Source organism: Neotabrizicola paludis, assembly GCF_044142105.1.
GTDB lineage: Bacteria > Pseudomonadota > Alphaproteobacteria > Rhodobacterales > Rhodobacteraceae > Pseudogemmobacter.
Window position 1 is genome coordinate 457,333 of sequence record NZ_JBGTYM010000002.1, and the last position, 26,691, is coordinate 484,023.

General features: G+C 66.8%; 23 protein-coding genes. 13 read left to right on the forward strand and 10 right to left on the reverse strand.

Annotation, left to right across the window (positions count from 1 at the left end):
• Positions 1 to 9 precede the first annotated feature (9 nt).
• The 5 genes from ACED67_RS07335 to ACED67_RS07355 all read right to left on the reverse strand — a co-directional run bounded on the left by ACED67_RS07335 (position 10) and on the right by ACED67_RS07355 (position 6,770).
• Complete coding sequence (locus ACED67_RS07335; protein ID WP_395540920.1) at positions 10 to 2,820, reverse strand: monovalent cation/H+ antiporter subunit A; 2,811 nt, start codon at positions 2,818 to 2,820, stop codon at positions 10 to 12.
• A 124-nt stretch (positions 2,821 to 2,944) separates the two neighbouring features.
• Entirely contained in the window at positions 2,945 to 3,556 is a 612-nt protein-coding gene (locus ACED67_RS07340) for a nucleoside triphosphate hydrolase (protein ID WP_395540921.1), read from the reverse strand.
• A gap of 25 nt (positions 3,557 to 3,581) precedes the next feature.
• Entirely contained in the window at positions 3,582 to 4,361 is a 780-nt protein-coding gene (locus tag ACED67_RS07345) for an ATP-binding cassette domain-containing protein (RefSeq protein WP_395540922.1), read from the reverse strand.
• Complete coding sequence (locus ACED67_RS07350) at positions 4,358 to 5,566, reverse strand: ABC transporter permease (protein WP_395540923.1); 1,209 nt, start codon at positions 5,564 to 5,566, stop codon at positions 4,358 to 4,360. Before ACED67_RS07350 ends, ACED67_RS07345 begins: the two co-directional genes overlap by 4 nt.
• Positions 5,567 to 5,753: 187 nt before the next feature.
• Complete coding sequence (locus tag ACED67_RS07355; RefSeq protein ID WP_395540924.1) at positions 5,754 to 6,770, reverse strand: sugar ABC transporter substrate-binding protein; 1,017 nt, start codon at positions 6,768 to 6,770, stop codon at positions 5,754 to 5,756.
• A gap of 226 nt (positions 6,771 to 6,996) precedes the next feature.
• Here ACED67_RS07355 and ACED67_RS07360 point away from each other — a divergent pair, with 226 nt between their 5' ends.
• Both ACED67_RS07360 and ACED67_RS07365 read left to right on the forward strand, forming a co-directional pair.
• Complete coding sequence (locus tag ACED67_RS07360) at positions 6,997 to 7,446, forward strand: RbsD/FucU family protein (protein ID WP_395540925.1); 450 nt, start codon at positions 6,997 to 6,999, stop codon at positions 7,444 to 7,446.
• Between the two features lie 170 nt (positions 7,447 to 7,616).
• Positions 7,617 to 8,765 carry an ROK family transcriptional regulator gene (locus ACED67_RS07365; protein WP_395541149.1) on the forward strand — a complete coding sequence of 383 codons (1,149 nt, stop codon included), beginning with the start codon at positions 7,617 to 7,619 and terminating at the stop codon, positions 8,763 to 8,765.
• Positions 8,766 to 8,807: 42 nt separating this feature from the next.
• Here ACED67_RS07365 and ACED67_RS07370 read toward each other — a convergent pair whose 3' ends face one another.
• Entirely contained in the window at positions 8,808 to 9,008 is a 201-nt protein-coding gene (locus ACED67_RS07370) for a SlyX family protein (RefSeq protein ID WP_395540926.1), read from the reverse strand.
• An 85-nt stretch (positions 9,009 to 9,093) separates the two neighbouring features.
• Between ACED67_RS07370 and hisS the strand changes: the two genes are divergently transcribed.
• Genes hisS through hisG form a run of 3 tightly spaced genes read left to right on the forward strand, consistent with a single transcriptional unit; the run spans position 9,094 to position 12,370 of the window.
• On the forward strand, positions 9,094 to 10,563 hold the full coding sequence (gene hisS / locus ACED67_RS07375) for a histidine--tRNA ligase (RefSeq protein ID WP_395540927.1): 1,470 nt from the start codon (positions 9,094 to 9,096) through the stop codon (positions 10,561 to 10,563).
• Positions 10,560 to 11,663, forward strand: a complete 1,104-nt coding sequence (locus tag ACED67_RS07380) for an ATP phosphoribosyltransferase regulatory subunit (RefSeq protein ID WP_395540928.1) — start codon at positions 10,560 to 10,562, stop codon at positions 11,661 to 11,663. The genes hisS and ACED67_RS07380 overlap by 4 nt, the downstream gene beginning before the upstream one ends.
• Positions 11,660 to 12,370 (forward strand): ATP phosphoribosyltransferase, encoded by a 711-nt coding sequence (gene hisG, locus ACED67_RS07385; RefSeq protein WP_395540929.1) that lies wholly within the window; start codon positions 11,660 to 11,662, stop codon positions 12,368 to 12,370. The genes ACED67_RS07380 and hisG overlap by 4 nt, the downstream gene beginning before the upstream one ends.
• Positions 12,371 to 12,425: 55 nt before the next feature.
• Here hisG and ACED67_RS07390 read toward each other — a convergent pair whose 3' ends face one another.
• The 3 genes from ACED67_RS07390 to ACED67_RS07400 all read right to left on the reverse strand — a co-directional run bounded on the left by ACED67_RS07390 (position 12,426) and on the right by ACED67_RS07400 (position 15,514).
• Entirely contained in the window at positions 12,426 to 13,322 is an 897-nt protein-coding gene (locus ACED67_RS07390; protein ID WP_395540930.1) for a DMT family transporter, read from the reverse strand.
• Between the two features lie 54 nt (positions 13,323 to 13,376).
• Positions 13,377 to 13,949 (reverse strand): DUF2087 domain-containing protein, encoded by a 573-nt coding sequence (locus ACED67_RS07395; RefSeq protein ID WP_395540931.1) that lies wholly within the window; start codon positions 13,947 to 13,949, stop codon positions 13,377 to 13,379.
• 224 nt (positions 13,950 to 14,173) lie between these two features.
• On the reverse strand, positions 14,174 to 15,514 hold the full coding sequence (locus ACED67_RS07400; protein ID WP_395540932.1) for a formimidoylglutamate deiminase: 1,341 nt from the start codon (positions 15,512 to 15,514) through the stop codon (positions 14,174 to 14,176).
• A gap of 68 nt (positions 15,515 to 15,582) precedes the next feature.
• On the opposite strand from ACED67_RS07400, the gene hutI reads away from it, so the two are divergent.
• The 4 genes from hutI to hutC are packed head-to-tail and all read left to right on the forward strand — an operon-like array spanning position 15,583 to position 20,712.
• Entirely contained in the window at positions 15,583 to 16,758 is a 1,176-nt protein-coding gene (hutI, locus tag ACED67_RS07405; protein WP_395540933.1) for an imidazolonepropionase, read from the forward strand.
• The gene (gene hutH / locus ACED67_RS07410) at positions 16,758 to 18,287 is read left to right on the forward strand and encodes a histidine ammonia-lyase (protein ID WP_395540934.1); all 1,530 of its coding nucleotides are present in this window, start codon (positions 16,758 to 16,760) and stop codon (positions 18,285 to 18,287) included. The genes hutI and hutH overlap by 1 nt, the downstream gene beginning before the upstream one ends.
• A gap of 20 nt (positions 18,288 to 18,307) precedes the next feature.
• Positions 18,308 to 19,996: a urocanate hydratase gene (gene hutU / locus ACED67_RS07415; RefSeq protein WP_395540935.1), complete on the forward strand. Its 1,689-nt coding sequence runs from the start codon at positions 18,308 to 18,310 to the stop codon at positions 19,994 to 19,996.
• A 2-nt stretch (positions 19,997 to 19,998) separates the two neighbouring features.
• Positions 19,999 to 20,712 (forward strand): histidine utilization transcriptional repressor HutC, encoded by a 714-nt coding sequence (gene hutC / locus ACED67_RS07420; RefSeq protein WP_395540936.1) that lies wholly within the window; start codon positions 19,999 to 20,001, stop codon positions 20,710 to 20,712.
• Here hutC and ACED67_RS07425 read toward each other — a convergent pair.
• Entirely contained in the window at positions 20,682 to 21,656 is a 975-nt protein-coding gene (locus tag ACED67_RS07425) for a LysR family transcriptional regulator (protein WP_395540937.1), read from the reverse strand. The two genes, hutC and ACED67_RS07425, sit on opposite strands and share 31 nt — an antisense overlap.
• A 127-nt stretch (positions 21,657 to 21,783) precedes the next feature.
• Between ACED67_RS07425 and chvE the strand changes: the two genes are divergently transcribed.
• From chvE to araD1, 4 genes are all read left to right on the forward strand, one after another.
• Entirely contained in the window at positions 21,784 to 22,860 is a 1,077-nt protein-coding gene (chvE, locus tag ACED67_RS07430; protein WP_395540938.1) for a multiple monosaccharide ABC transporter substrate-binding protein, read from the forward strand.
• A 121-nt stretch (positions 22,861 to 22,981) separates the two neighbouring features.
• A complete protein-coding gene (gene mmsA, locus ACED67_RS07435; protein ID WP_395540939.1) occupies positions 22,982 to 24,511 on the forward strand; it encodes a multiple monosaccharide ABC transporter ATP-binding protein in 1,530 nt (509 codons plus the stop codon).
• Positions 24,511 to 25,692, forward strand: coding sequence for a multiple monosaccharide ABC transporter permease (gene mmsB / locus ACED67_RS07440; protein ID WP_395540940.1), 1,182 nt, complete (start codon positions 24,511 to 24,513; stop codon positions 25,690 to 25,692). Before mmsA ends, mmsB begins: the two co-directional genes overlap by 1 nt.
• Positions 25,692 to 26,684, forward strand: a complete 993-nt coding sequence (gene araD1, locus ACED67_RS07445; protein ID WP_395540941.1) for an AraD1 family protein — start codon at positions 25,692 to 25,694, stop codon at positions 26,682 to 26,684. The genes mmsB and araD1 overlap by 1 nt, the downstream gene beginning before the upstream one ends.
• The last annotated feature ends 7 nt before the right edge of the window (positions 26,685 to 26,691 follow it).

Here is a 26,691-nt window from a genome sequence, read left to right on the forward strand (position 1 = left end):
CCCTGCATTTCAGGCCTCCCGCTCGGCACGGCCATGGCGCGTGTGCTGCGACAGCCGCGACAGCGTGGCCAGCGACAGCATCACTGCGCCCAGCACGCAGAAGAACACGCCCAGATCGAACAGCGCCGCCGTGGCCAGCTCGATATCGTCCAGCGGCCAGAGATACACATGCGTATAGCCCGAGGTCAGGAAGGGCAGGCCCATCGCCCAGGCCCCCAGACCCGTCACGCTGGCCGTCAGCACCCCCGCGCCGATGAAGGCATGGTGGTTGAATTTCTGCCGCCGGTCCGACCAGTCATAGCCCGAGGCCATGTATTGCCACAGCACCGCGATCGAGAAGATCAGCCCGGCGACGAAACCGCCGCCCGGCAGGTTGTGGCCGCGCAGGAAGATATAGACCCCGACCGTCAGGGCGACCGGCAGCAGGAACCGCGTCCCCGCCACCAGCATCACCGGATGGGAATCGCCAGCATCGCGGCCGGTATCCAGCGCCGCCAGCCGCGCACAGGCGCGGGCGCTGCCCAGCACCGCCTCGGCCAGCGCAAAGATCACCAGCGCGGCGATGCCCAGAACGATGATCTCGCCAAAGGTGTCATAGCCGCGGAAATCGACGATGATCGTGTTGACCGCATTGGTGCCGCCCGCGCCGGGCTTCGACTGCGCCCAGTGAAACTCGGAAATCACCGGGAACAGCGCCTCCCGGCTCATCAGCGCATAGGCCAGCGCCGCCGTCCCCAGCCCCGTCACCGCCGCCACGGCCAGATCGCGCAGCCGCCGCCAGGGTGCGCTTTCCATTGGCGTCTTCGCGGGCAGGAAGTTCATCGCCAGCAGCATCAGAAGGATCGTCACCACCTCGACCGAGATCTGGGTCAGGGCCAGGTCCGGGGCCGAGAACCAGGCGAAGGCGCCCGAAAGAAGAAGCCCCACGATCCCGGTCAGGATCAGGGCCAGAACACGTTCATGATGGTGCCAGGCCACCCCCAGCGCGGCCAGGGCCATGACGGCAAAGCCCATGACGCCCACGAAACTCAGCGGTACAGGCGGGCGCGTCCCGGCGGCCTGCGGCGCGCCCCACCAGGCCCAAAGGCCCGCCGCCACCATCGCCACCGTTGCCGTCCACAGCGCCCGATGCAGCGCGCCATTGTGCACGGTGGCGGTAAAGCCCTGCGCCAGCACCGCCAGCGCCCCGATGACCGCATCGAAAATGTCCTTGGCATCGGGCCGCGGGAAGGCATCCCACAGCGCGCGCAATTGCGGATACAGACCCAGGATCACCAGCCCGCCGCCAATCGCCATCAGCGACATCCACAGCGCCGCGGGTTCCAGCCCGTGCCACAGCGCGATATGGGCATGAACCGTCTCGCCGGTCACGGCACTGGCCGCCGCGTCGACGAAGGGGGCAAAGGTCGCCATCGGCAACAGGCCCGACACCACCACCAGAACCGCCAGCAGGGCCGGGGCCGCCCACAAGCCGGGGCCGGGATCATGCGGCGCGTGTTCCAGGCTTTCGCGCGGTTCGCCCAGGAAGGTGTGGGACAGGAAGCGCAGCGAGTAGCCAACCGACAGCAGCGCCCCCGCCGTGGCCAGCGCGGGCACCAGCCAGGCGGTCAGCCAGTAAAGATGCGAGGCTTCCTCAAGCATCATCTCTTTCGACAGAAAGCCGTTCAGCGGCGGGAAACCCGCCATCGACAGGCTGGCAATCGCCGCGATCACGAACGTCAGCGGCATGGCCTTGCGCAATCCGCCCAAGGCGCGGATGTCGCGGGTATGGGCGGCGTGATCGACGATCCCCGCCACCATGAACAGCGCCGCCTTGAAGCTGGCATGGCACAGGATATGCAGCATGGCCGCCGTAGCCGCCGCCTTGGTGCCGATGCCCAGAAGAAAGGTGATCAGCCCCAGATGGCTGACGGTGGAAAAGGCAAGGATCGCCTTCAGGTCATCCTTGAAAAAGGCGATCTTTGCGCCAAGCAGCAGGGTGACCAGCCCCGCCGTGGCGACGATGGCCGTCCATTCGGGCGTGCCCGCCAGCGCCGGCCAAAGCCGCGCCATCAGGAACAGCCCCGCCTTCACCATCGTCGCCGAATGCAGATAGGCCGAAACCGGGGTCGGCGCCGCCATGGCATGCGGCAGCCAGAAATGGAACGGGAATTGCGCCGATTTGGTGAAGGCACCGAAGAGGATCAGGATCAGTGCGGGCAGGTAATAGGGGCTGGCCTGAATCTCGGCCCCCTTGGTCACGATCTCGGAAATATCGTGGCTGCCCGCGATATTGCCCAGGATCAGCATCCCCGCGATCATCGCAAAGCCACCGCCCGCCGTCACCGCCAGCGCCATCCGCGCGCCCAGCCGCCCCTCGGGCCGGTTCTGCCACCAGCCGATCAGCAGGAAGGAGGACAGCGAGGTCAGTTCCCAGAAGACAAGCAGCAACAGGATGTTGTCCGACAGCACGATGCCCACCATCGCGCCCTGAAACAGCAGAAGATAGGTCATGAACCGGCCGATGGGCTCGGCCTCGTCCAGATAGAACCGGGCGTAAAGGATGATCAGCAGGCCGATCCCCAGGATCAGCCCCGCGAACATCATCCCCAGCCCGTCGATGCGGAAACTGGCATCCAGCCCCAGCGCCGGAATCCAGGTGAACCGCGCCGCCACCGCCTCGCCCGCCAGCACGGCAGGGGCGTGGGACAGAAGCCCCGCCAGCGCCAGCGCCGTCGCCATCCCCGCCACCAGGGACGCCGGACCGCGCCCGAAACGGGCGGCAAGACCCGGAAACAGCGCGCCAAGAAAGGGAAGCGCTGCGATCAGGGCTGGTGACATGCGGGCAGTTCCTCGTCGTGGCGTGGCAAGCGGGCGTAATGCGCGCGTCGCGGCGGGTTTCAGCCTAGTTGGTCTTTCTGCCCGCCGCGTCAAGCCTTTTCGGGCCGGAAAAACCGGCCTTGCGTCATTTCACCACGATCTCGGCGGGGCGCGACTGGCGCAGCACCGTCAGCGCATTGGGCAGATCGTTGCCCTCGATCCAGGCCCGGGCCTCGGCCTCGGTCTTGCCGTGATGGTGCCAGCGCGCGGTCAGGCGGCGGACCAATTCCGGCTCCTCCACCTCAAGAAAGACCGTCAGGTCGAACAGCGGCGCCAGCTGTCGCCAGGGCTCGGCCTCCAGCAGCAGGTAATTGCCCTCGACGATCAGGATACGGTCCTGCGGCCCGATGATCGCGGCGGCGGCGCGCGACAGTTCCATGTCACGATCAAAGATCGGGATCGCCACTTCCGGCTCGCTGCGCAGGCGGCGGATCAGATGCAGGAAGCCATGGGCGTCAAAGGTCTCGGGCGCGCCCTTGCGCGGGCGAAGGCCGCGCGGCACCAGGACGGCATCGTCATAATGGAAGCCATCCATCGGCACGACGCGGGCGCCGGGCTGCAACTGCCCGGCCAGATGCTCGGCCAGGGTGGATTTTCCGCTGGCAGGCGGCCCGGCCAGCGCGACCAGAAAGCGCCGGTCGGGATTGGCCTTGACCTGCCTTTCGCGGATCCGCCGCGCCAGATCGTCCGGCGTCAATCGCGCCTCCCGGAAACCCGTCCGCTCATGCCGCCTCGCTGACACCCTCGGGCAGTTTCGCCCCGGTCATGAACGCGACCGCGTCGGACATGGTGTATTCCTGCGGCTTGATCACGCACAGCCGCTTGCCGAGCCGGTGAATATGGATGCGGTCGGCGATCTCGAAGACATGCGGCATGTTGTGGCTGATCAGGATGATCGGAATCCCCCGGTCGCGCACGTCGCGGATCAGCTCAAGCACCTTGCGGCTTTCCTTGACCCCCAGCGCGGCGGTCGGTTCGTCCAGGATCACCACCTTCGAGCCGAACGCCGCCGCCCGCGCCACCGCCACGCCCTGCCGCTGGCCTCCCGACAGGGTCTCGACCGCCTGGTTGATGTTCTGGATCGTCATCAGCCCCAGCTCGTTCAGCTTCTCGCGGGCGAATTTCTCCATCCGCGGCCGGTCAAGCTGGCGGAAGACCTGCCCCATCAGCCCGGGCTTCCGCAATTCGCGGCCCATGAACATGTTGTCCGCGATCGACAGGGCGGGCGACATGGCAAGCGTCTGGTAGACCGTCTCGATCCCCGCCGCCCGCGCCTCGATCGGCGTCTTGAAGGAAACCGGGCGGCCCTCCAGCGTGATCTCGCCCTCGTCGGGGATCACCGCCCCCGACACCGCCTTGATCAGGCTGGATTTCCCCGCGCCGTTGTCGCCGATCACGGCGAGGATCTCGCCCGGCATCAGATCAAAGTCGCAATGGTCCAGCGCGGTCACCTTGCCATAGCGTTTGACCAGGCCGCGACCTTTGAGAATGGGCTCGCTCATGCCGACACCTTTCTGATCCACTGGTCCACGGCGACCGCGAAGATGATGAGAACGCCGATCAGGAAGAAGGTCCATTGCGGGTCGGTCCCGACCAGCCGCAGCCCCATCTCGAACACGCCCACGATCAACGCGCCGAAGAACATGCCCGCGATGCTGCCGCGCCCGCCGAAGAGGCTGATCCCTCCGATCACCACGGCGGTGATCGACTGGATATTGCCCAATTGCCCGGTCGAGGCGGTGGGCGAGACCGATCCGAACCGCCCGATCATCACCCAGCCCGCAATGGCGCAGAAAAGGCCCGCCAGGGCATAGACCTGAATGAGGATGCGCTTCGTCGGCACACCGGCCAGCGCCGCCGCCTCGGGGTCGTCGCCCGTGGCATAAACATGCCGCCCCCATGCGGTCGAGCGCAGCACATAGGCCATCACGGCGACCAGGACGATCAGCAGGAACACGGCGTAAAGCACCTTCACCCCGGTGCCCGGCATGGCGTCGGTGGTCAGGAAGACCGATTGCATCGTCGCCGGATCCACGCCCTCGGGCGCCTTGGGAATGCCGAAGAAGGTCACGTCCTCGCCCCAGAACCGCAGGGCAGGGGCCTTCGATTCCACATCGGAAGAACGGATCGTCTCATTGGCCGAGAAGATGAAGTTCGACGCCAGGATGATCTGCCAGGTGCCCAGCGTCACGATGAACGGGGGCAGCTTCATCCGCGCCACCAGCCAGCCGTTCAGCGCGCCCATGGCCAGGCCGCAGGCCAGGCCGAACACCACCGCCAGCGCGGGCGGCAGCTGAAAGACGAAGGAAAAGGCCAGCGGGCCGAACCAGTCGGGCGTGCCGATGGTCACGCCGGTGATGCCGACAAACCCCATGATGACCGAGCAGAACACCGCGATCGCCCCCACGGACAGGTCGATCCCTGCCGTCAGCACCACCAGCGTCTGCGCGCAGCCCAGGATGCCGACGATGGCGATCTGCTGAAGGATCGTCGACAGCGTGCCCGCCTTGAAGAAATTGTCGGCTGCCAGGCCGAAGACCAGCAGCGAGGCGATCAGCACTATCATCGGCACGGCCGAGGGCGTCTGGTGCAGCCAATGCTGCAGCCGCTTCAACGGGTCATTCTCCTGGTGGAACTCGGCGACCTTTTCCGAGGCGCCTTTCAGCCCCTCTTCAAACCCGGTCGCGGCCTTCTGGTCCGCTGCCATGTCTTCCCCCTCATAGCCCGGGCTGTGACGGCGCCGGGGCAAGTCCCGCCCCTCCCAAGGGGGCCTTGCAACAAGGGCGGCGCGAAGCCGCCCTTGTCGCCTCAGTGTGAACCCCGGACCGCCACCTGTCTATTCTTCTCATTGACGTGGCGGCCGGCGCGGAAAGCGCTGTCGGATGCGGGGCGGCTCAGCCCCAGCACAGCTCCAGACCCTTGGCCGAGTCGATCGACTCGACGCCGTCGACCGGCTGGTCGGTGATCAGCTTCACGCCGGTGTCGAAAAAGTCCTTGCCCTCGGTCGGTGCGGGCTTGGTGCCATCGGCGGCGTATTTCGCAATCGCCTCGACCCCCAGCGCCGCCATTTGCAGCGGGTATTGCTGCGAGGTGGCGCCGATCACGCCGGCCTTCACATCCTCGACGCCCGGGCAGCCGCCATCGACCGAGACGATCAGCGCGGTCTTGCCCGCAGCCTTCAGCGCCTCATAGGCACCGGCGGCCGAAGGCTCGTTGATCGTGTAGACCACGTTGATGTCGGGGTCTTTCGCCAGCAGGGCTTCCATCGCCTTCAGGCCGCCTTCCTCGTTGCCCGAAGTGACTTCATGGCCAACGATGCGCGGATCGGTCTCGTCGCCCCATTTGGCCGGGTCGCCCAGATCGATACCATAGCCCTGCAGGAAGCCCTGGTCGCGCAGCACGTCGACCGAAGGCTGGCTGATCGCCAGGTCCAGCATCGCGATCTTCGCATTGGCGGCGGCATCGCCCATCTTGGCCTTGGCCCATTGCCCGATCAGCAGCCCGGCTTGGAAGTTGTCGGTGGCAAAGGTCGCGTCGGCGGCGTCGATCGGCTCCAGCGGCGTGTCCAGCGCGATGACCAGCAGGCCCGCATCCCGCGCCGCCTTGACCGAATCGACGATGGCCTTGGTGTCCGAGGCGGTGATCAGAATGCCCTTGGCGCCATCGGCCACGCAGGCTTCGATCGCCGCGACCTGGCTTTCATGGTCGCCGTCGATCTTGCCGGCATAGGCTTTCAGCGTCACGCCCAGCTCGGCCGCCTTGGCCTCGGCGCCTTCCTTCATCTTCACGAAGAAGGGGTTGGTGTCGGTCTTGGTGATCAGGCAGGCCGATACGCCATCGGCCAGCGCCGGCATGGCCGAGCAAAGCGCAACGGTGGCCGCGCCCAGCAGGGCTTTGGTCGAGTTCTTCATGGTCATCCTCCCGAAGGGCGGGGCTGCGTGCCCCTTGGCCCGAGTTCCGTGCGCAGCCCGTTCCTCCGCTGCGACGGCGCCATAAAAAGCCGATTCCCGGCCTTGCGTCAATATAAATAAATCACAGTGATTTAATATTGACGCAACCGACCGATGCCCTCATTCTGCGCGGCAGATGCGGCCCCGGAGGAGGGGGTCGGCATTCTTTGCACAGGGTAGCGGCGCGATGCTGATCGGACTTTCGCCCCTTCTGGGGCCTGACCTGCTTTATGCGCTGCGCGCCATGGGCCATGGCGACGAGATCGCGCTGGTCGATGGCAATTATCCGGCGCAATCCCATGCCCAGAGACTGGTCCGCGCCGATGGTCATGGCGTCCTGGCGCTCTTGGAGGCGATCCTGCCGGTCCTGCCGCTGGATGCCGATGTGCCCGCGCCGATCCTCCGGGCCTCGCTGCTCAACGATCCGGCGCAACGCGGCGCCATTCACGAGGGAATCGAGGCCCTGGCTGCGCGGCTTGCGCCGGGGGTTGCGGTCGCGGCGCTTTCGGGCGAGGCGCTCTATCCGCGCATTCGTGCCGCGCATACGATCGTGGCGACAGGCGAGGCGCAGCTCTACGGCAACGTGATCCTGCGCAAAGGGGTGGTGCGGCCGGGGGCCCAAGACGCGCGGTTTTGACGCGCGGTTTTGTGGAAGACGTTCGGAAGACGTATGGAAGACGTTTGGAAGACGTCGGAACGACAGGAAAAAGGGTGGAAAAGGGCGTGGCTCTGCACGACGATCCAAGGGCGGAACGGATTGCCGAACCGGCGCTGACGGCGCTGCCGCGCGGCACCAATCAGTCCGGGATGCGGGCGCATAACGAACGTCTGGTGCTCACGCTGGTGCGCAGCCACGGCGCGCTGGCCAAGACCGATATCGCCCGCCTGACCGGGCTTTCGGCCCAGACCGTCTCCGTCATCATGCGCCAGCTGGAACAGGACGGGCTTTTGCTGCGCGGCGAACCGATCCGCGGCAAGATCGGCCAGCCTTCCGTGCCTATGTCCTTGAATCCAGAAGGGGCTTTCTTTCTGGGGCTGAAGGTCGGGCGCCGCTCGGCCGATCTGATCGTGACCGATTTCCTGGGCCGGATCCGGGGGGCGCAGCGCCGGGTCTACCGCTATCCCACGCCAGATGCCGTGGTCGGATTCGTGGCCGAGGCCTGGCCACGTCTGGCCGCCGACCTGCCCGAAGGCGCCCGCGACCGGGTGACGGGCATGGGCGTGGCGATCCCGTTCCAGCTCTGGAACTGGGTCGCGATCCTTGGCGCGCCCCAGGCCGAAATGGACGCCTGGCGCAGCCGCGACATCGGTCCCGAACTTACCGCCCTCACCGGCCTTCCCGTCTATGTCCAGAACGACGCCACCTCCGCCTGCGGCGCCGAACTTGTTTTTGGAACAGGCGAAAAATCAAAAGATTTCATGTATTTCTACTTTGGCACTTTCATCGGTGGCGGGCTGGTGGTGAACGGGCAGCTCTTTCTGGGCCGCACCGGGAACGCCGCCGGAATCGGGCCGATGCAGGTCGCGGGGCCCGACGGGCGGCCGCAGCGCCTGCTCGATCTCGCCTCCATGTCCGTCCTTGCCGAAGCGATGGAGCGCGCCGGCGAACCCGCCGATCATCTCTGGGAACAATGCGCGCGCTGGGAGGTGTCGGAACCCGTTCTCTCCGCCTGGATGGACGGGGCCGCGCGCGCGCTGGCGCAGGCCACCCTTGCCGCCGCCTCGCTTGTGGAAATCGAGGCCGTGGTGATCGATGGCTGGATGCCCGCCGCGATCCGCGCCGAAATGACCCGCCGGGTGGAGGCTGCCTTCCACCGGCTCGACCTGGCGGGCATCGCCCCCCCCGCGATCCGCGAGGGCACGGTCGGCCCCGATGCCCGCGCCCTGGGCGCCGCCGCCATCCCGCTCTCGCAACGCTACCTGATCGACCAGAACGCCCCGGCAAGGGAGGGGTGAGCCGATTTTTCTCTGAAAAATTCTTACCTTAGGGTAGGCTGATCACCAATGCGGCGGCCGCACATTCGCCTCGGGCGCGGCGCCTGCCATCGCCTCGCGTTCGGCCTCGCGCTCCATCAGCATCTGCACCCGCCGTTGCAGGATTTCGATCTCGCGCGCCTGCCGCGCCACCACATCCGACAGATCCTCGACCGCCCGCATCAGATGGGCGGTCTTTTCCTCAAGTGCCTGAACCCGATCCATCCTGCCCTCCGCGCCCCGTTGCCTTCTTGCCGCGCCCGCCCCCACGGGCTACAGGAACGCCCGAGCGATGCAAGGGGTCCGCCCGATGTCCGATGCCAAAATCCGCCGCCCGCGCGCAGAAACGCCCAAGGGTTTCCGCGACTATTTCGGGGCCGAGGTCACCGAACGCAAGGCGATGCTCGACGCCATCACTGCCGTCTACCACCGTTACGGCTTTGACGCGCTGGAAACCTCCGCGGTCGAAACCGTCGAGGCGCTGGGCAAGTTCCTGCCCGATGTCGACCGCCCGAACGAAGGCGTCTTCGCCTGGCAGGATGAGGACAAGGACTGGCTCGCGCTGCGCTATGACCTGACCGCGCCGCTGGCCCGTGTCGCCGCGCAGTATCGCAACGACCTGCCCAGCCCCTATCGCCGCTTCGCCATGGGGCCGGTCTGGCGCAATGAAAAGCCGGGGCCGGGCCGGTTCCGCCAGTTCTATCAATGCGATGCCGATACGGTCGGCTCTGGCTCCGTCGCCGCCGATGCCGAAATCTGCGCCATGCTGTCCGACATTTTCGAAAGCCTGGGCCTGGCGGGCGACTATGTGATCAAGGTCAACAACCGCAAGGTGCTGAACGGCGTCATGGAAGTCGCGGGCCTTGCCGGTGACGACAAGGAAGCCGAACGTGGCATCGTCCTGCGCGCCATCGACAAGATCGACCGGCTGGGCGAAGACGGCGTCCGCGCGCTGCTGGGGGCGGGCCGCAAGGACGAGTCGGGCGATTTCACCAAGGGCGCGGGGCTTGCGGCGGAACAGGCCGAGGTCATCATGGGCTTCACCAGCGCCAAGCGCGACACTGGCGCCGCCACGGTCGCCCGCCTGCGCGAATTGGTGGGCGCCTCCTCCATCGGCGCCGAGGGCGTAACCGAACTGGAGACCATCGAGGCGCTTCTGCTGGCCCAGGGCTATGGCCCCGACCGCATCCAGCTTGACCCCGGCGTCGTCCGCGGCCTGGGCTATTACACCGGCCCGGTCTTCGAGGCCGAACTGACCTTCCAGATCACCGATGAAAAGGGCCGTCCGCGCAATTTCGGCTCGGTCGCGGGGGGCGGGCGCTATGACGGGCTTGTCAAGCGCTTCACCGGCCAGGACGTGCCCGCCACCGGGATTTCCATCGGAGTCGATCGTCTGCTGGCCGCGCTCCGCGCCAAAGGGCGGATGGGTGGCGACGGGGCCGGGCCGGTCGTGGTGACGGTGATGGACCGGGACCGCATGGCGGATTATTTCGCCATGGTGGGCGAATTGCGCCAAGCCGGCATCCGCGCCGAAGTCTATCTCGGCAATCCGAAGAACTTCGGCAATCAGTTGAAATATGCCGACAAACGGCAATCGCCCGTTGCGGTGATCCAGGGCGGCAACGAGGCCGCGTCGGGAACCGTGATCCTGAAAGACCTCATCCTGGGCGCCAAGATCGCCGAAAGCGCGACGCTTGAGGAATGGAAGGATCGCCCGGCCCAGCTTGAGGTTCCCCGTACGGATCTGGTGGCCGCGGTGCGAAAGATGCTGGCGCAATGACCGCGACCAGGGCCGCGATCCGCGCCGAGGCTGAGCGCCTCTATGCCGCCTTCCTGGCCGAAGGCGCGGCCCCGGTCGAGGCCGATATCCTGCAACCCGCCGAGACGCTGCTGGATCTCTATGGCGAGGACATCCGCGCCCGCGCCTATGTCACTGCTGACCCGCTGAATGGCGAAATGATGCTGCGCCCGGATTTCACCGTTCCGGTGGTGCAGGCCCATATGGCGGGCGGGGCCGACCCGGCGCGTTACGCCTATCTGGGCGAGGTGTTCCGGCGGCAGGAACATCTGGACGGTCGCGCCCGCGAATATTTGCAAGTGGGGTATGAGGCGTTCGACCGCGACGCACCCAGGGCGGATGCCGAGGTCTTCGCGTTGTTTACCACGCTTCTGGCCGATCTGAACCTGCGGCCCGCCACGGGCGATATCGGCATCCTGATGGCGGCGGTGAAGGGCCTCTCCACCACGCCGCGCCGCAAGGCCGCGCTTCTGCGCCATATCTGGCGGCCGCAGCGGTTCAAGGCGCTTCTCGACCGTTTCTCGGGCCGCGCGCCGCTGCCGCCCGCCCGCGCCCAGCTTCTGCAACGCCTGGCGGGCGACGCGCCGCAGGCGCTGGTCGCTGCGGCTGGCCCCTTGGTCGGCCTGCGCAGCGCCGAAGACATCGCCGCCCGCGCCGAGGCTTTGCTGGAAGATGCCAAGGCGCCGCCGATCGCGGCCCCCGAAGCGGCCATGCTCTACGATCTTCTGTCGCTCGAAGCGCCCGCCCGCGCGGCGCTTGACCATCTGCGCGGCATCCTGCCCCTGCTGCCCGCCATCGAACTGGCGGTCGAAACCTTCGCCGCCCGGCTGGATGCGCTTCGGGCGCGCGGTATCGACGTGACCTGCCTGCCCTTCGAGGCCAGCCATGGCCGCACCACGCTGGAATATTACGACGGCTTCGTCTTCACGCTGGAGGCGACCGGCACAAGCCTGCCCGCCGTCGCCTCGGGCGGCCGCTATGACGCGCTGACCGCCGTTCTGGGACAGGGCAAGTCGATCCCGGCGGTGGGCGGCATCATCCGGCCCGGCCTCGTCGCCGAATTGCGGGGGGCGCAAGCATGATCAAGCTGGGCGTGCCGTCCAAGGGGCGGCTGATGGAAAAGACCTTCGACTGGTTCGGCGCGCGCGGCGTGACCCTGCGCCTGTCGGGGGCCGAGCGCGAATATTCCGGCGCGGTCGACGGGGTCGACGGGGTGGAACTGGTCCTGCTTTCGGCGGGGGAAATCCCGCGCGAACTGGCGGCGGGGCGCATCCATCTGGGCGTCACCGGCAGCGATCTGGTGCGCGACAAACTGGCCGACTGGGACCGGCAGGTGGTGGATTGGGCAGCGCTTGGCTTCGGCCATGCCGATCTGGTCATCGCCGTTCCGGCAGGATGGATCGACGTGGATACGCTCGATGATCTGGATGCGGCAGCGGCCGCCTTCCGCGCCACCCATGGCCACCGCTTGCGCATCGCGACCAAATACCACCGCCTGGTCCGCGACTTCCTGACCGCGCAGGGTGTCGCGGATTACGCCCTGGTCGACAGCCAGGGCGCGACCGAGGGCACGGTCAAGAACCTGACCGCCGAGGCCATCGCCGACATCACCTCCTCGGGCGAGACCCTGCGGGCGAACCACCTCAAGATCCTGTCGGACGGGCTGATCCACCAGTCGCAGGCCACGCTGTTCGCGGCGCGGGCGGCGGAATGGGGCAAGTCCGAACAAGCGGCGCTTGCGGGCCTTGCAGCCCGGCTGGGGCTGGCGACACCTGACCTCAAAGGTTAAGAATTGGTGAATCCTGAATGCCAAGCCCTTGATCTGAAAGGGCGGCAGATTTGTCTCACCGTGGGACAGGCGCTTTCCTGCGCCTTGTGACCATCGCCACCCCCGCAGCCGCCAGCCCCATGCCCGCCCAGGCCAAAGGCGGCATCGTCTCGCCCAGCAGCGGCCAGGCGAAAAGGGCCGACAAGGGCGGGACCAGATAGAACAGCGAGGACACCCGCGCCACCTCGCCCGCCCGGATCATCGCCAGAAGCAGCGTCATGGCGAGCAGCGAGTTTCCAAGCACCAGATAGGCCATGGCCGCCAGAAAGTCGGGCGTCCAATGGATGCCCATATCCTCGGTCAGCCAAGCGGCGGGCAGGCACAGCGCGAGGGCGGCGGCATATTGGATCAGGTTCGCCGCCACGGGATGATGCCCGGCGCCGAAGCGCTTTTCATAGAGCGTCCCGCCGGTGATCCCGAACAGGGCGACCACGCAGGCCAGCAGCCCCAGCCCGCTTTCCGCCGCTACGGTCGAACGGCCCAGGATTGCCAGCAAAGCCCCCGTCAGCCCTAGGGCCAGCCCGATCCAGCCGCGTCGTCCGATGGTCTCGCCGGTCAGGTGCGGGGCGGCAAGGGCGGTGAGGATCGGTTGCAGGCAGACCACGACCGCCACCGCCCCGGCCGAAGTGCCCATCTTGAAGGCCACGTAGCAGAAGCCGAAATAGGCCACCTGGATCAGCACACCGACCACGACCACATTCCAAGACGCCCGCCCCCGCGGGAAGGCGGGGCGCAGGATCAGGGCGACCGGCAAGAGGATCGCCGTCGTCACCCCGTAGCGCAGCGCCAGCACTGTCAGCGGCTGGGCTTGGGCGAGCGCGATCTTGGCCACCGAAAAACCGGCTGACCAGAGGATCAGGAAGACCAAAGGGGCGGCAAGGATCCACCAGGCGCGTGGGGCGTGCGAGGACATGGCGCGACCCTGCGCCAAGCCCGGGGCCAGCGAAAGGCCGCCTGCGCGCTGGTGCTATCTTCGGCCCGCGTCTGGACGGATCGGAGCCCCCGGCCATCCGCGCGCCAGATGGCGGATCAACGCCCGCGCCTCGGGCGGGGGACGGCGCTCGATCCGGGCGTAATCGGTGCAATCCGGCGTGCGGCGCAGAAGCCCCAGCATGACCATGTCACGGCGCAGCAGGGCGGCATCGCCGAAATCGTGCAACGCGTTCAGCGCGGCGCTGATCTCGCGCTCGGTTCGTCCGCCGCCCGGCGCCAGCTGTGCCCAGAGCGCCCAAAGACAGAGGATCTGCACCGAGCGCCGCGCGGGCCAACGGGTCAGCCGCCCCGCCTCGTCGAACAGAACCAGAGCGCGGGCGACCAGCGCATGGTCCGCCGGCTCGTCAACCGGCCGCGCCTCAAGCCGTGCCGCCGCCTGGGCACTGGCGCGCAGATGCTGGAGATTGCGGAACCCGCCGGCACGGGCCAGCATGTTCATCAGGCTTTGATGCGCGGGGGGCGCTGCGGCTTCGGTCAATTGTCGCGCCAGGGCGCGGGTGAAGGCGGAAAGGTCTGCCACCGGCAGCGGGATCGTGTCGCGTGTCATTCTTCGGTCATCCCTTGCGGCCCAGAAGGCATCGCGGGCCGCTGGCTTGGCGAGACGGGCCTGGGGAAAGGAACCGGGTCATCGCGACTTCTGGCAGGTTCAGCTTGCCCTTGCGGACACAGCGGCGCCTTGGTGAACTGCCGACCGGGCCAAGCCATAGCACAGCCCGCGCCGCCGCGCAAAGCCGGTGGTGAACCGGGACAAGGCGCGACGGAAGGCGGGTGTCAGGCCTGAATCGCCTCGACCGCGCGGCGGAAGCCCGCCACCACCCGGTCGCGATCGCGGTGCCGCCCGCCGCTGACGCATTCCACCCCGCCGCACCAGACCGTCTCGACCGCGACGCCGCGGCCAAACAGCCAGCGGTCCAGCCAGAGATCTCCGTCCGGTGCCGGGCCGGTTTCGTCATGCAGGGCGACCAGATCGGCCGGTGCGCCAGCGGCGATCCGGGCAGGCGGCGCGGCCAGGGCCTGCGCCCCGCCCGCCAACGCGCCGCGGAAAAGCGCGCCGCCGGTCGAGCCGGGGCCACCGGCAAGCAGGTTGCGCTGGCGCCTGGTCAGGCGCTGGCCATATTCCAGAACCTGCAGTTCCTCGGCCAAGGCGATACGGACATTGCTGTCCGTGCCGATGCCAAACGCGCCGCCTTCGGAAAGGAATTCGGGCGCGGGGAAAAGGCCGTCTCCCAGATTTGCCTCGGTGACCGGGCAAAGCCCCGCGACCGCACCGCTTGCGGCCACATCGCGCCGCTCTGCCTCGGTCAGATGGGTGGCGTGGATCAGGCACCATCTGGCGTCGACGGGCAGGGTCGCCAGCAGGCGCTCCACCGGGCGCTGACCATGGGCTTTCAGGCAGTCTTCGACCTCGCGCATCTGTTCGGCGACATGGACATGCACCGGGCCGTTCGGACGGGCAGTCAGAAGCGTGGAAATCTCGTCTTCGGTGGCGGCGCGCAGGGAATGGGGTGCAAAGCCCAACCGGTCGAGCGGGCGGGTCATCCGGGCATCGAGCGTGTCCAGCAGGCGCAGGAAGGCATCAGGGGAATGCAGGAAGCGGCGCTGACCGGGGGCAGGGGCTGCGCCGCCGAAGTCGGAATGGGCGTAGAACACGGGGAGATGGGTCAGGTGCAGGCCCGTGGCCTGGGCTGCGGCAAGGATGCGCAGGCTCATCTCGGCAGGATCGGCATAGCTGCTGCCATCGGGTGCGTGGTGCAGGTAGTGGAACTCACCGACGCGCGTGAAGCCCGCCTCGAGCATCTCGATATAGGCCAGTTCGGCGATGGCCTGCATCTGTTCGGGGTTCAGGGCCAGGGCAAAGCGATACATCACCTCGCGCCAGGTCCAGAAACTGTCGGCGCTGGCGCCGCGGGTCTCGGCCAGCCCTGCCATGCCGCGCTGGAAGGCGTGGGAATGCAGGTTGGCCATGCCCGGGATCAAGGCCTGCACGCGGGTGGCGTCTGCGGGTGCGGGGCCTGCGGCGACACTGGCGATGGCGGCCCCGTCCAAAGTCAGAACCACGTCGCGCGCCCAGCCTTCGGGAAGAAGCGCCCAGTTCGCGAAAATTTCTCTCATGAATTCTTCCTTCCCCGATGCTGATTTTCATGTATATACATAATAGGGCGAGTCGGGGAAGGGCGAAGATGCAGAGCGAGACCTGGGTTCTGACGAATGCGCGCTTTGCCGATGGCAGCTTCGGGGAGCTGCGGATCGAGGCCGGGCGGATCGCTGCGGTCGGGGCCTCCGTGGCACATCAGGAGGCGCGGGTGCATGACTGCGGTGGCCGCCTGCTGACACCGTCCCTGATCGATTGCCACACCCATCTTGTCTATGCTGGCAACCGCGCCCGCGAATTCGAGATGCGGCTCGACGGCGCGAGCTATGCCGAGATCGCGGCGGCGGGCGGTGGCATCGTCTCGACCATGCAGGCGGTGCGCCGGGCTTCGGTGGATGACCTTATCGCGGCCAGCCTGCCGCGCCTGGATGCGCTTCTGGCCGAGGGGGTGGGCACGGTCGAGATCAAATCGGGCTATGGCCTGTCGGTCGAGGCCGAGCTGAACATACTGCGCGCGGCGCGCAAGCTGGAACGCTTGCGCAGGGTGCGGATCAAGACCACCTGGCTGGCCGCCCATGCCCTGTCACCGGAATATCGCGAGGACCGGGCGGGCTATATCGACCGGGTGGTCCTGCCGGGGCTGGAAGCCGCCCATGCCGAGGGTCTGGTCGATGCAGTGGACGGGTTCTGTGAACATCTGGCCTTCACCCCCGCCGAAATCGCCCGGGTTTTCGACCGCGCACAGGCGCTGGGCCTGCCGGTCAAGCTGCATGCCGAGCAATTGTCGCATCAGGGCGGCGCGGCCTTGGTGGCGGCGCGCGGCGGCCTTTCAGCCGATCACCTGGAATACGCGACCGAGGACGATGCCCGTCTGATGGCAGCGGCGGGGACGGTGGCCGTGATCCTGCCCGGCGCCTTCTACATGCTGCGCGAGACGCAACTGCCGCCCATCGCCGCCTTCCGTGCCGCCGGTTGCACCATGGCGGTTTCGACCGATGCCAACCCGGGTACGTCGCCGATGACCTCGCTTCTGATGGCGATGAACATGGCGGCGGTGCTGTTCGGGCTGACCGTGGCGGAATGCCTTGAGGGCACCACGGGCGCGGCGGCCAAGGCCCTGGGCCTGCAGGGAGAAACCGGGGCGCTGAAGGTGGGCCATAGCGCCGATCTTGCGCTGTGGAATGTGGAAACGCCGGCCGAGCTGGTGAACCCGATCGGGTTCAACCCGCTGAACACGCGCTGGTTCAAGGGGGAAAAGGTCTGATGCAACTGGTTCCGGGCAAGGCGACGCTTGCCGATCTTGAAGCGGTCTATCGGCAGGGGCTGGCGGTCACGTTGGATGCCGCGGCCCGTGACGGGATCGACCGGGCGCGGGCGAGGATTGCTGAGGTCGCGGCGGGCGATGCGCCGGTCTATGGCGTGAACACCGGCTTCGGCAAGCTGGCCTCGATCCGCATCGCGCGGGAAGATGTGGCCACCCTGCAAAGGAACCTGATCCTGTCGCATTGCTGCGGTGTGGGCGATCCGCTGCCCCTGGATGTGGTGCGGCTGGTGATGACGCTGAAGTTGCTGTCACTGGGGCGTGGCGCATCGGGCGTGCGGCCCGAAGTCGTGGCGCTGATCGAGGGGATGCTGGACAAGGGCGTGATGCCGGTGATCCCGGAAAAGGGCTCGGTCGGGGCTTCGGGCGATCTGGCGCCGCTGGCCCATATGACGGCGGCGATGCTGGGCGAGGGCGAGGCCTTCCTCGATGGCGCGCGCCTGCCGGGGGCGGAGGCCCTGCGGCGTGCCGGGCTGATGCCTGTGGCGCTTGAGGCCAAAGAGGGGCTGGCGCTGATCAACGGCACGCAGGTGTCGACGGCGCTGGCGCTGGCGGGCCTGTTCCGGGCGCAGCGGGCCTTGCAGGCGGCGGTGGTGACGGGGGCCCTGTCGACCGATGCCGCCATGGGATCGACCGCGCCCTTCACCGAGGAGATCCATACGCTGCGCGGCCATCAGGGCCAGATCGACGTGGCGGCCAGCCTGCGCGCGCTGCTGGACGGGTCGGGCATCCGCGCCTCGCATCAGGAAGGCGACGAGCGGGTGCAGGATCCCTATTGCCTGCGCTGTCAGCCGCAGGTCGACGGCGCCTGTCTCGACGTGCTGCGCCAGGCCGCGCGGACGCTGGAGATCGAGGCCAATGCCGCCACCGACAATCCGCTGGTCCTGTCGGATGGCGAGGTTGTCTCGGGCGGGAATTTCCATGCCGAACCTGTGGCGCTGGCCGCCGACATGATCGCGCTGGCGGTGGCTGAGATCGGGTCCATCGCGCAGCGGCGGGTGGCCCTGCTGGTTGATCCGGCGCTGTCCTACGGACTGCCAGGCTTTCTGACGCCCAAGCCGGGGCTGAATTCCGGCCTGATGATCGCCGAAGTCACCACCGCCGCCTTGATGAGCGAGAACCGCCAGCTGGCCCATCCGGCCAGCGTCGACAGCACCCCCACCAGCGCCAATCAGGAAGACCATGTCTCGATGGCCTGTCACGGCGCGCGACGCCTGCTGCCGATGACGCAGAACCTGTTCTGGATCCTGGGTGTCGAGGCGATGATGGGTGCCCAAGGCATCGAGATGCGAGGTCCGCTGGAAACTTCGGCGCGCCTGAAAGCCGCCAAGGCCGCCATCCGGTCGAAGATCGCGCCTCTGGTCGAGGACCGGTTCATGGCGGGCGATATGGAGGCGGCCGGCGCGCTGATCGCCGAAGGTGCGCTGGCTGACGCGGTTGGCATGGACATTCTGCCGGGCCTTTCGGCCTGAGCCATTCGGAGGATTTCTTGATGAACACGAACCCCCGCCACAACCTGCGTGACGTCTACCCACCCACCGGCGCCGAGATCACCGCCAAAAGCTGGCTGACCGAGGCACCGATGCGGATGCTGATGAACAACCTGCACCCCGATGTGGCCGAGAACCCGCATGAGCTGGTGGTCTATGGCGGCATCGGCCGGGCGGCGCGCACCTGGGAGGATTTCGACCGCATCGTCGCGGCGCTGAAGACGCTGGAGGCGGATGAGACGCTGGTCGTGCAATCGGGCCGCCCCGTCGCCGTGGTGCGCACCCATACGGATGCGCCGCGTGTGCTGATCGCCAATTCCAACCTGGTGCCGCATTGGGCGAACTGGCAGCATTTCAACGAGTTGGACCGCAAGGGTCTGATGATGTACGGCCAAATGACCGCCGGGTCCTGGATCTATATCGGCACGCAGGGCATCGTACAGGGCACCTATGAGACCTTCGCCGAGGCCGGGCGCCAACACTATGACGGCAGTCTGAAGGGCCGCTGGATCCTGACCGGGGGGCTGGGCGGCATGGGCGGGGCGCAGCCGCTGGCCGCCGTCATGGCCGGCGCCTGCTGTCTGGCGGTCGAGGTCGACGAGACCCGCATCGATTTCCGCCTGCGCACCCGCTACCTGGACGCCAAGGCGCATACGCTGGACGAGGCGCTGGCGATGATCGCCGACTGGACCGCGAAGGGCGAGGCGAAGTCGGTTGGGCTTCTGGGCAATGCGGCCGAGGTTTTCCCGGAACTGCTGCGCCGCATGCAGGCGGGCGGGCCGCGGCCGGATATCGTCACCGACCAGACGTCTGCCCATGACCCGCTGCATGGCTATTGCCCGGCGGGCTGGTCGCTGGGCGACTGGAAGGCCAGGCAGGAGACCGACCCGCAGGCGGTGGAACGCGCCGCCCGCGCCTCGATGCGCGACCATGTCGCCGCGATGGTCGGCTTCTGGAATGCGGGCGTGCCGACGCTGGACTATGGCAACAACATCCGCCAGGTCGCGCAGGACGAGGGGCTGGAGAATGCCTTCGCCTTCCCTGGCTTCGTGCCGGCGTATATCCGGCCGCTGTTCTGCAAGGGGATCGGCCCCTTCCGCTGGTGCGCGCTGTCGGGCGACCCGGAAGACATCTACAAGACCGATGCGGCGATGAAGAAGCTGTTCCCGGAAAATGCCCATCTGCATCGCTGGCTGGACATGGCGCGCGAGCGCATCGCCTTTCAGGGCCTGCCGGCGCGGATCTGCTGGATCGGGCTGGGCGACCGGCACCGGGCCGGGCTGATGTTCAACGAGATGGTGGCTTCGGGGGAACTCAAGGCCCCGGTGGTGATTGGCCGCGACCATCTGGATTCCGGCTCGGTCGCCAGCCCGAACCGCGAGACGGAGGCGATGAAGGATGGCTCGGATGCGGTGTCGGACTGGCCCTTGCTGAATGCGCTGGTCAACACCGCCTCGGGCGCAACCTGGGTGTCGTTGCATCATGGCGGCGGCGTGGGTATGGGCTTTTCGCAGCATTCCGGTGTGGTGATCGTGGCCGATGGCACGCCCGAAGCAGCCAAGCGGCTGGAGCGGGTGCTGTGGAACGATCCGGCCTCGGGCGTCTGGCGCCATGCCGATGCGGGCTATGAAACCGCTGTCGCTTGCGCCAGGGAGCACGGGCTGCGCTTGCCTTCCATTCTGGGGAATTGAGATTGGCCGAGGGGACGCTGCACGAAAGGATCGTGACGGAACTGCGCGAGCGGATCACCAGCGGCGTCTGGCCCTCGGGACATCGCATCCCCTTCGAGACCGAGATGGCGGCGGATTTCGGTGTGTCGCGCATGACGATGAACAAGGCCCTTGCGCAGTTGACGCGCGAGGGCTTTCTGGAACGCCGTCGCAAGCTGGGCACTGTGGTCACGGCGCCCCGCATGCAATCGGCGGTGATGGAGATCGCCAATATCGGTGAGGAGATCCGCGCGCTGGGGCAGGATTATGGCTATCGCCTTTTGTCCCGCAACCTGCGCCCAGCCGGACCCGAGGACCGCCAGTTCCTGCGACCTGCGGATGAGGCGCCCTTCCGGGTTCTGACGCTTGAAGCGCTGCATCTGGCGGATGGTCTGCCCTTCTGCCACGAGTCGCGGGTCATCCATCTGGGCGCGGTGCCACAGGCCGAGGCGGCGGATTTCGCCGCGCAGCCTTCGGGGGCCTGGCTGTTGCAGCAGGTGCCGTGGAGTGCCGCGGAACATGTGATCCGCTCCACCGGGGCCAGCCCAGACATCGCCCAGGCGCTGCACCTGCGGCCTGGGACGCCCTGTCTGGAAATCGCCCGCCGCACCGAATTCGAGGGGCGACCCGTCACCTTCGCCCGGCTGACCTATCCGGGCGAGCGGCATCAGCTTGTCGCGGGTTTCGCGCCGGGCTGACCAGGCAGGCCGCTTTCCAGGATGGCGCGTGCCACCCTTCCCGCGGCCGGGGTCAATTCCGCCTCGCGGCGACGGATCAGGCCGAAGGGCGGCACACGGATATCAAGGTCAAGCGGCAGATCGACGAAGGGCGTCGAGGGGCCGGACGCAAAGCTCTCCGCGACAGGCTGGGCCAGGGGCGCGACGGCGTCCGACGCCTTCAGCATGGCGAGGGTGAAGAGGAAGGACGCGGTTGAGACCTGACGTCTTGGTCCGGGCAGGCCAAGCGCCGCCAGCCGGTCCAGCACCGAGCGGGTGATCAGCGCCTCATCCTCGGGCATGACCCATTCGTAATCCAGCACGTCGGCGGCGGTGATCCTTGGCCGCAACAAAAGCGGATGGCCGCGCCGCACGATCAGCGACAGCGGTTCGTCGCGGATCGGCTGCATGTGCAGAAGGCGGCTGTGACCGGGATCGAGCAGCCGGCCGATGGCGAAATCAAGCCGTCCGGCCAGCAGGAGGTCACACAGCGGCGGCGAAGTCGAGACGGTGATTTCCAGTGTCAGACGCGGATGGTCGGCGCGGATGCGCTGCACGGCGGGCAGGACATGATCAAGCGCCGGGCCGGTCACGGCGCCGATGCGGACATGGCCCTCGGTTCCCGTAGCCGCCTCGGTCACCTCGCGTTTCGCATCGGCCAGTTCGAGCGCGATCCGCGCCGCCCGCCGCGCCAGCGCCTCGCCCGCCGCTGTCAGCCGCAAGCCACGCCCGTCGCGGCTATGGACGGGGTGGCCCGCGATGCGCTCGACCTCGGCCAGCAGACGCGAGGCGGCGGGCTGGGCGAGCCCCAGTCTTTCTGCGGCAAGACCCAATTGGCCCGTTGCCTGTAACTCGGCCATCAGGCGGAGATGCGAGAGTTTGAGGCCGCGAAAATCGGCCTCGTGCGGCGGAGGCGGTCTATTCATATCATTATGGCCATGTAATCCATGTATATGATCATTTGACAGGCATGTGGTGACGGGTCAAGGTTCGCCGCGTCCAGACAGCGATCTGAGACCCGAGCCATACATCTCGATCTTGGGAGGAACAGAGATGACCTTCACACGCCGGGCCACGCTGGCCCTTGCCACCTGCCTTGTCCCGATGCTCAGCCTCGCCCCCGCCGCGCTGGCGCAGGACAAGGGCACCGTGGGCATCGCCATGCCGACCAAATCCTCCTCGCGCTGGATTTCGGACGGCGAGTCGATGGTCAAGCAGTTCCAGGAAGCGGGCTATGCGACCGACCTGCAATATGCCGAAGATGACATCCCGAACCAGCTGGCCCAGATCGAGAACATGATCTCCAAGGGCGTGAATGTGCTGGTTATTGCCGCCATCGACGGAACCACCCTGTCGAACGCGCTGGAAAATGCCCAGGCCGCGGGGATCAAGGTCATCGCCTATGACCGCCTGATCCGCGACAGCGGGGCGGTCGACTATTATGCAACCTTCGACAACTTCAAGGTCGGTGTGCTTCAGGCCAACAGCCTGGTGCAATGCCTGAAGGAACGCTTCCCCGACGCCAAGCCATGGAATGTGGAACTCTTCGGCGGCTCGCCCGACGACAACAACGCCTTCTTCTTCTACAACGGTGCGATGTCGGTGCTGCAGCCGATGATTGACTCGGGCGAGATCGCCGTGCCCTCGGGCCAGATGGGGATGGAAGTCGTCGGCACCCTGCGCTGGGATGGTGCGGTCGCCCAGTCGCGGATGGACAACCTTCTGTCGGCGAATTACGGCGACAAGCAGCTGAACGGCGCGCTGTCGCCCTATGACGGGCTGTCGATCGGCATCCTGTCCTCGGTCAAGGGCGTGGGCTATGGCTCGGGCGATCTGAAGATGCCCTGCGTCACCGGTCAGGATGCCGAGATCCCCAGCGTCAAGTCGATGATGGCGGGCGAGCAGTATTCGACCGTGTTCAAGGACACCCGCGCGCTGGCTGGCGTTACCGTCAAGATGGTGGATTCGATCCTGAAAGGCGAAGAGCCCGAGATCAATGACACCACCACCTATGACAATGGTGTCAAGGTCGTGCCGTCCTACCTCTTGGAGCCGATGGCGCTGGGCGTGGCGGATATCGAGAAAGTACTGGTCGAGTCCGGCTACTACACTGCGGATCAGCTCAAGTAAGCTGGCCTTCTCCGGGGGGCGGGTCCGCTCCTGCCCGACAACCGGGGGGGCAGCCCCCCGGACCTCCCGGAGTATTTGATCCAAGATGAAGGGGCGGGTCGGACAGAGGACGGAGGGGGTCATGGCGGCGCTTCTGGAGATGCGGGGCATCTCGAAGGTCTTTCCCGGCGTCCGGGCGCTGGACCATGTGGACCTGACGGTCGAAGCGGGCGAGATCCACGCGATCTGCGGCGAGAACGGCGCCGGAAAATCGACGCTGATGAAGGTGCTGTCAGGCGTCTATCCGCATGGCAGCTATGAGGGAGAGATCCTGTATGACGGGGCGCCCCTGCAAAACCGCTCGATCCGCGACAGCGAGGAAAAGGGCATCATCATCATCCATCAGGAGCTGGCCCTGGTGCCGCTTCTGTCGATCGCCGAGAATCTGTTCCTGGGCAATGAGGTTGCGACCAAGGGCGTGATCGACTGGCGGATGGCCTTCCGTCGCACCCGCGACCTGCTGGCAAAGGTGGGGCTGAACGAGAACCCGGCGACGCAGGTGGGCAAGCTGGGCGTCGGCAAGCAGCAATTGATCGAGATTGCCAAGGCCCTGGCCAAGGATGTGCGGCTGCTGATCCTGGACGAGCCGACCGCCGCGCTTCAGGAAAACGACAGCCAGAAGCTGCTGGACCTGATGCTGGAATTGAAGGCGCAGGGCGTGACCCAGATCATCATCAGCCACAAGCTGAACGAGATCGGCCGCATCGCTGACCGCATCACCGTGATCCGCGACGGGGCGACCGTCTCGACGATGAATAGGGACGAGATTTCCGAGGACCGCATCATCCGCGACATGGTGGGCCGCGACATGGCGCATCGCTACCCGGAGCGCGTGGCGAACCCCGGGGAGGTGCTGCTGGAGGTGCAGGGCTGGAATGTCTGGCACCCCGAGCAGAAGGATCGCCAGATCATCCGCAATTGCGGCTTTACCGTCCGCAAGGGCGAGATCGTCGGCATTGCCGGGCTGATGGGCACCGGGCGCACCGAACTGGCGATGAGCCTGTTTGGCCGCAGCTACGGCCAGGGCCATCAGGGCGTGGTGCGGATGAACGGCCGCCCGGTCGATGTCTCGACGGTGGAAAAGGCAGTGGCGGCGGGCCTGTCCTATGTGACCGAGGACCGCAAGGCGCTGGGCCTGATCCTGGAAGAGCCGATCCTGCGCAACATCAGCCTGGCGAACCTGGCGGGCATCGCGGTCAAGGGCATTCTCGACAAGCGGCGCGAGGCGCGGGTGGCCGAGGAGTATCGCAAGCAGCTGGCGATCCGCACGCCGGGCGTGCAGCAGAAGGTGGTGAACCTGTCGGGCGGCAACCAGCAGAAGGTCGTGCTGTCGAAATGGCTTTTCACCGATCCGCAGGTGCTGATCCTGGACGAGCCGACGCGCGGCATCGACGTGGGCGCAAAATACGAGATCTACACGATCATGAACCAGTTGGCCGATCAGGGCCGCGGCATCGTGATGATCAGTTCCGAGATGCCCGAGCTGCTGGGCATGTGCGACCGGATCTATGTGATGAACGAGGGGCGGATCGTGGGTGAACTGGCGCGCGACGAGGCGAGCCAGGAAAAGATCATGGCCATGATCCTGAAAGCGACGGGGAAGGCGGCGTAATGTCAGAGAGCAAGGGTCTTTCCGCCCATCTGGGCGGGCATCTGCGGGAAAACGGGATGCTGGTGGCGCTGATCGCCATCGTGGTGTTCTTCACGGTCTTGCTGAGGTTCCAGCCGCAGCCGATCAACTTCCTCAACCCGCAGAACATCACCAACGTCTTCCTGCAGAACGGGCATGTCATCATTCTCGCGCTGGGGATGCTGCTGGTGATCGTTTCGGGCCATATCGACCTGTCGGTCGGCTCGGTCGCGGCCTTTACCGGTGCGGTGGCGGCCTGGCTGACGGTGGGAGTGGGCCTGCCGTTCTGGCTGGTCATTCCGCTGACGCTGGTGGTGGGCGGGCTGATCGGCGCTTTGCAGGGCTATTGGATCGCCTATTGGCGCATCCCGTCCTTCATCGTCACGCTTGCGGGCATGATGGTGTTTCGCGGCGCGACGCTGTGGCTTCTGGGCGGGCAGAATATCGGCCCCTTCCCGAAGGCGTTCCAGAGCCTGTCCTCGGGTTTCATCCCCGATCTGACCGGCATCGGTCGCCCGCATGGGCTGACGCTGATCCTGGTGGCGGCGGCGGTGCTGGCGATCGTCTGGATCGGGCTCAAGGCGCGGCGCAGCGATGCGGCCTTTGGCGTGGCGCCCGAACCGATGGCGATCTTCCTGGCCCGCAACGTCATTCTTGCCGCCGGGATCGCCTTTGTGGGCTATCAGCTTGCTACCTTCCGGGGTCTGCCGAATGTGCTGGTGGTGCTGGTGCTGCTGACGGTGGTCTACGCCTTCTTCACGGAAAACACCGTGACCGGCCGCCGGGTCTATGCGGTGGGCGGCAATGAAAAGGCGGCGCGGCTCTCGGGCATCCGCACTGACAGGCTGGTCTTTCTGTGCTTCGTCAACATGGGGGTTCTGGCCGCGCTTGCTGGGATGATCGTCACCGCGCGGCTGAACAGTGCCACGCCCAAGGCGGGCGTCGGCTTCGAGTTGGATGCCATTGCCTCGGTCTTCATTGGCGGCGCTTCGATGGCGGGCGGATCGGGCAAGATCGTCGGCGTCGTCATCGGCGCGCTGATCATGGGGATCATGAACATGGGCATGTCGATCCAGGGGATCGGCATCGACTATCAGCAGATGATCAAGGGGCTTGTGCTTCTGGTCGCTGTCATCTTCGACGTCTACAACAAGAGCAAGTGATGTATCTTTCCCAGGCGAAAGGCCCCGATGGCGGGCTTCAGGTGATCTTCCGCGACGGTGCGGGCGCGCGCATCGTGCCCGGTGTGGCCTCGGTTCATGCGCTGGCGCTGGAGGCGGCAGACACGCGCCGTCCTCTGGCCGGTCTGATCGCCGCGCGCGAGGCAGGCGAGGGCGTCGACCTGCCCGCCCTGGCCGCCGCGGGGCGCCTTTTGCCACCGATCACCCACCCGGATCCGGCGCATCTGCACATCACCGGCACAGGGCTGACCCATCTCGGCTCCGCTTCGGCCCGCGACGCGATGCACGCCAAGCTGACGGGTGGCGTCGAGACCCTGACCGACAGCATGAAGATGTTCCGCATGGGGCTGGAGGGCGGGCGGCCCGATGAGGGCAAGGTCGGTGCGCAGCCGGAATGGTTCTACAAGGGCAACGGCCATGTCGCCGTGGCGCCCGGCGCGGCCCTGACGGCGCCCGGTTTTGCCGAGGATGGCGGCGAAGAGCCGGAATTGGCGGGGATCTATGTCATCGCCAGCGACGGCACACCCTGCCGGCTGGGCTTTGCCCTGGGCAATGAATTCTCGGACCACGTGACGGAACGGGTGAATTACCTGTGGCTTGCCCACTCCAAGCTGCGCTGCGCTTCATACGGGCCGGAAATCCGCCTTGGCCCCTGCCCGGGCGATGTGCGCGGCACCAGCCGCATCCGGCGCGGTAGTACGGTGATCTGGGAAAAGCCCTTCCTGTCCGGCGAGGCCAACATGTCGCATACGCTGGCCAATCTGGAGCACCATCATTTCAAATATCCGCTCTTCCGCCAACCCGGCGATGTGCACGTGCATATGTTCGGCACGGCCACCCTGTCCTTCGCCGACGGGGTGAAGACCGAGGCGGGCGATGTCTTCGAAATCGAGGCGCCCGATTTCGGTCTGCCGCTGCAAAACCCGCTGGCCTTCGCGGCCGAGACGGGTCTTGCCAAAGTCACCCAGCTCTGAGGCCAAA

Coding starts and splice junctions, on each gene's coding strand:
- ACED67_RS07335 (WP_395540920.1), bottom strand. CDS start 2,820: ATGTCACCAGCCCTGATCGCAGCGCTTCCCTTTCTTGGCGCGCTGTTT.
- ACED67_RS07345 (WP_395540922.1), bottom strand. CDS start 4,361: ATGAGCGAGCCCATTCTCAAAGGTCGCGGCCTGGTCAAACGCTATGGC.
- ACED67_RS07350 (WP_395540923.1), bottom strand. CDS start 5,566: ATGGCAGCGGACCAGAAGGCCGCGACCGGGTTTGAAGAGGGGCTGAAA.
- ACED67_RS07355 (WP_395540924.1), bottom strand. CDS start 6,770: ATGAAGAACTCGACCAAAGCCCTGCTGGGCGCGGCCACCGTTGCGCTT.
- ACED67_RS07360 (WP_395540925.1), top strand. CDS start 6,997: ATGCTGATCGGACTTTCGCCCCTTCTGGGGCCTGACCTGCTTTATGCG.
- ACED67_RS07365 (WP_395541149.1), top strand. CDS start 7,617: ATGCGGGCGCATAACGAACGTCTGGTGCTCACGCTGGTGCGCAGCCAC.
- ACED67_RS07370 (WP_395540926.1), bottom strand. CDS start 9,008: ATGGATCGGGTTCAGGCACTTGAGGAAAAGACCGCCCATCTGATGCGG.
- hisS (WP_395540927.1), top strand. CDS start 9,094: ATGTCCGATGCCAAAATCCGCCGCCCGCGCGCAGAAACGCCCAAGGGT.
- ACED67_RS07380 (WP_395540928.1), top strand. CDS start 10,560: ATGACCGCGACCAGGGCCGCGATCCGCGCCGAGGCTGAGCGCCTCTAT.
- hisG (WP_395540929.1), top strand. CDS start 11,660: ATGATCAAGCTGGGCGTGCCGTCCAAGGGGCGGCTGATGGAAAAGACC.
- ACED67_RS07390 (WP_395540930.1), bottom strand. CDS start 13,322: ATGTCCTCGCACGCCCCACGCGCCTGGTGGATCCTTGCCGCCCCTTTG.
- ACED67_RS07395 (WP_395540931.1), bottom strand. CDS start 13,949: ATGACACGCGACACGATCCCGCTGCCGGTGGCAGACCTTTCCGCCTTC.
- ACED67_RS07400 (WP_395540932.1), bottom strand. CDS start 15,514: ATGAGAGAAATTTTCGCGAACTGGGCGCTTCTTCCCGAAGGCTGGGCG.
- hutI (WP_395540933.1), top strand. CDS start 15,583: ATGCAGAGCGAGACCTGGGTTCTGACGAATGCGCGCTTTGCCGATGGC.
- hutH (WP_395540934.1), top strand. CDS start 16,758: ATGCAACTGGTTCCGGGCAAGGCGACGCTTGCCGATCTTGAAGCGGTC.
- hutU (WP_395540935.1), top strand. CDS start 18,308: ATGAACACGAACCCCCGCCACAACCTGCGTGACGTCTACCCACCCACC.
- ACED67_RS07425 (WP_395540937.1), bottom strand. CDS start 21,656: ATGAATAGACCGCCTCCGCCGCACGAGGCCGATTTTCGCGGCCTCAAA.
- chvE (WP_395540938.1), top strand. CDS start 21,784: ATGACCTTCACACGCCGGGCCACGCTGGCCCTTGCCACCTGCCTTGTC.
- mmsA (WP_395540939.1), top strand. CDS start 22,982: ATGGCGGCGCTTCTGGAGATGCGGGGCATCTCGAAGGTCTTTCCCGGC.
- mmsB (WP_395540940.1), top strand. CDS start 24,511: ATGTCAGAGAGCAAGGGTCTTTCCGCCCATCTGGGCGGGCATCTGCGG.
- araD1 (WP_395540941.1), top strand. CDS start 25,692: ATGTATCTTTCCCAGGCGAAAGGCCCCGATGGCGGGCTTCAGGTGATC.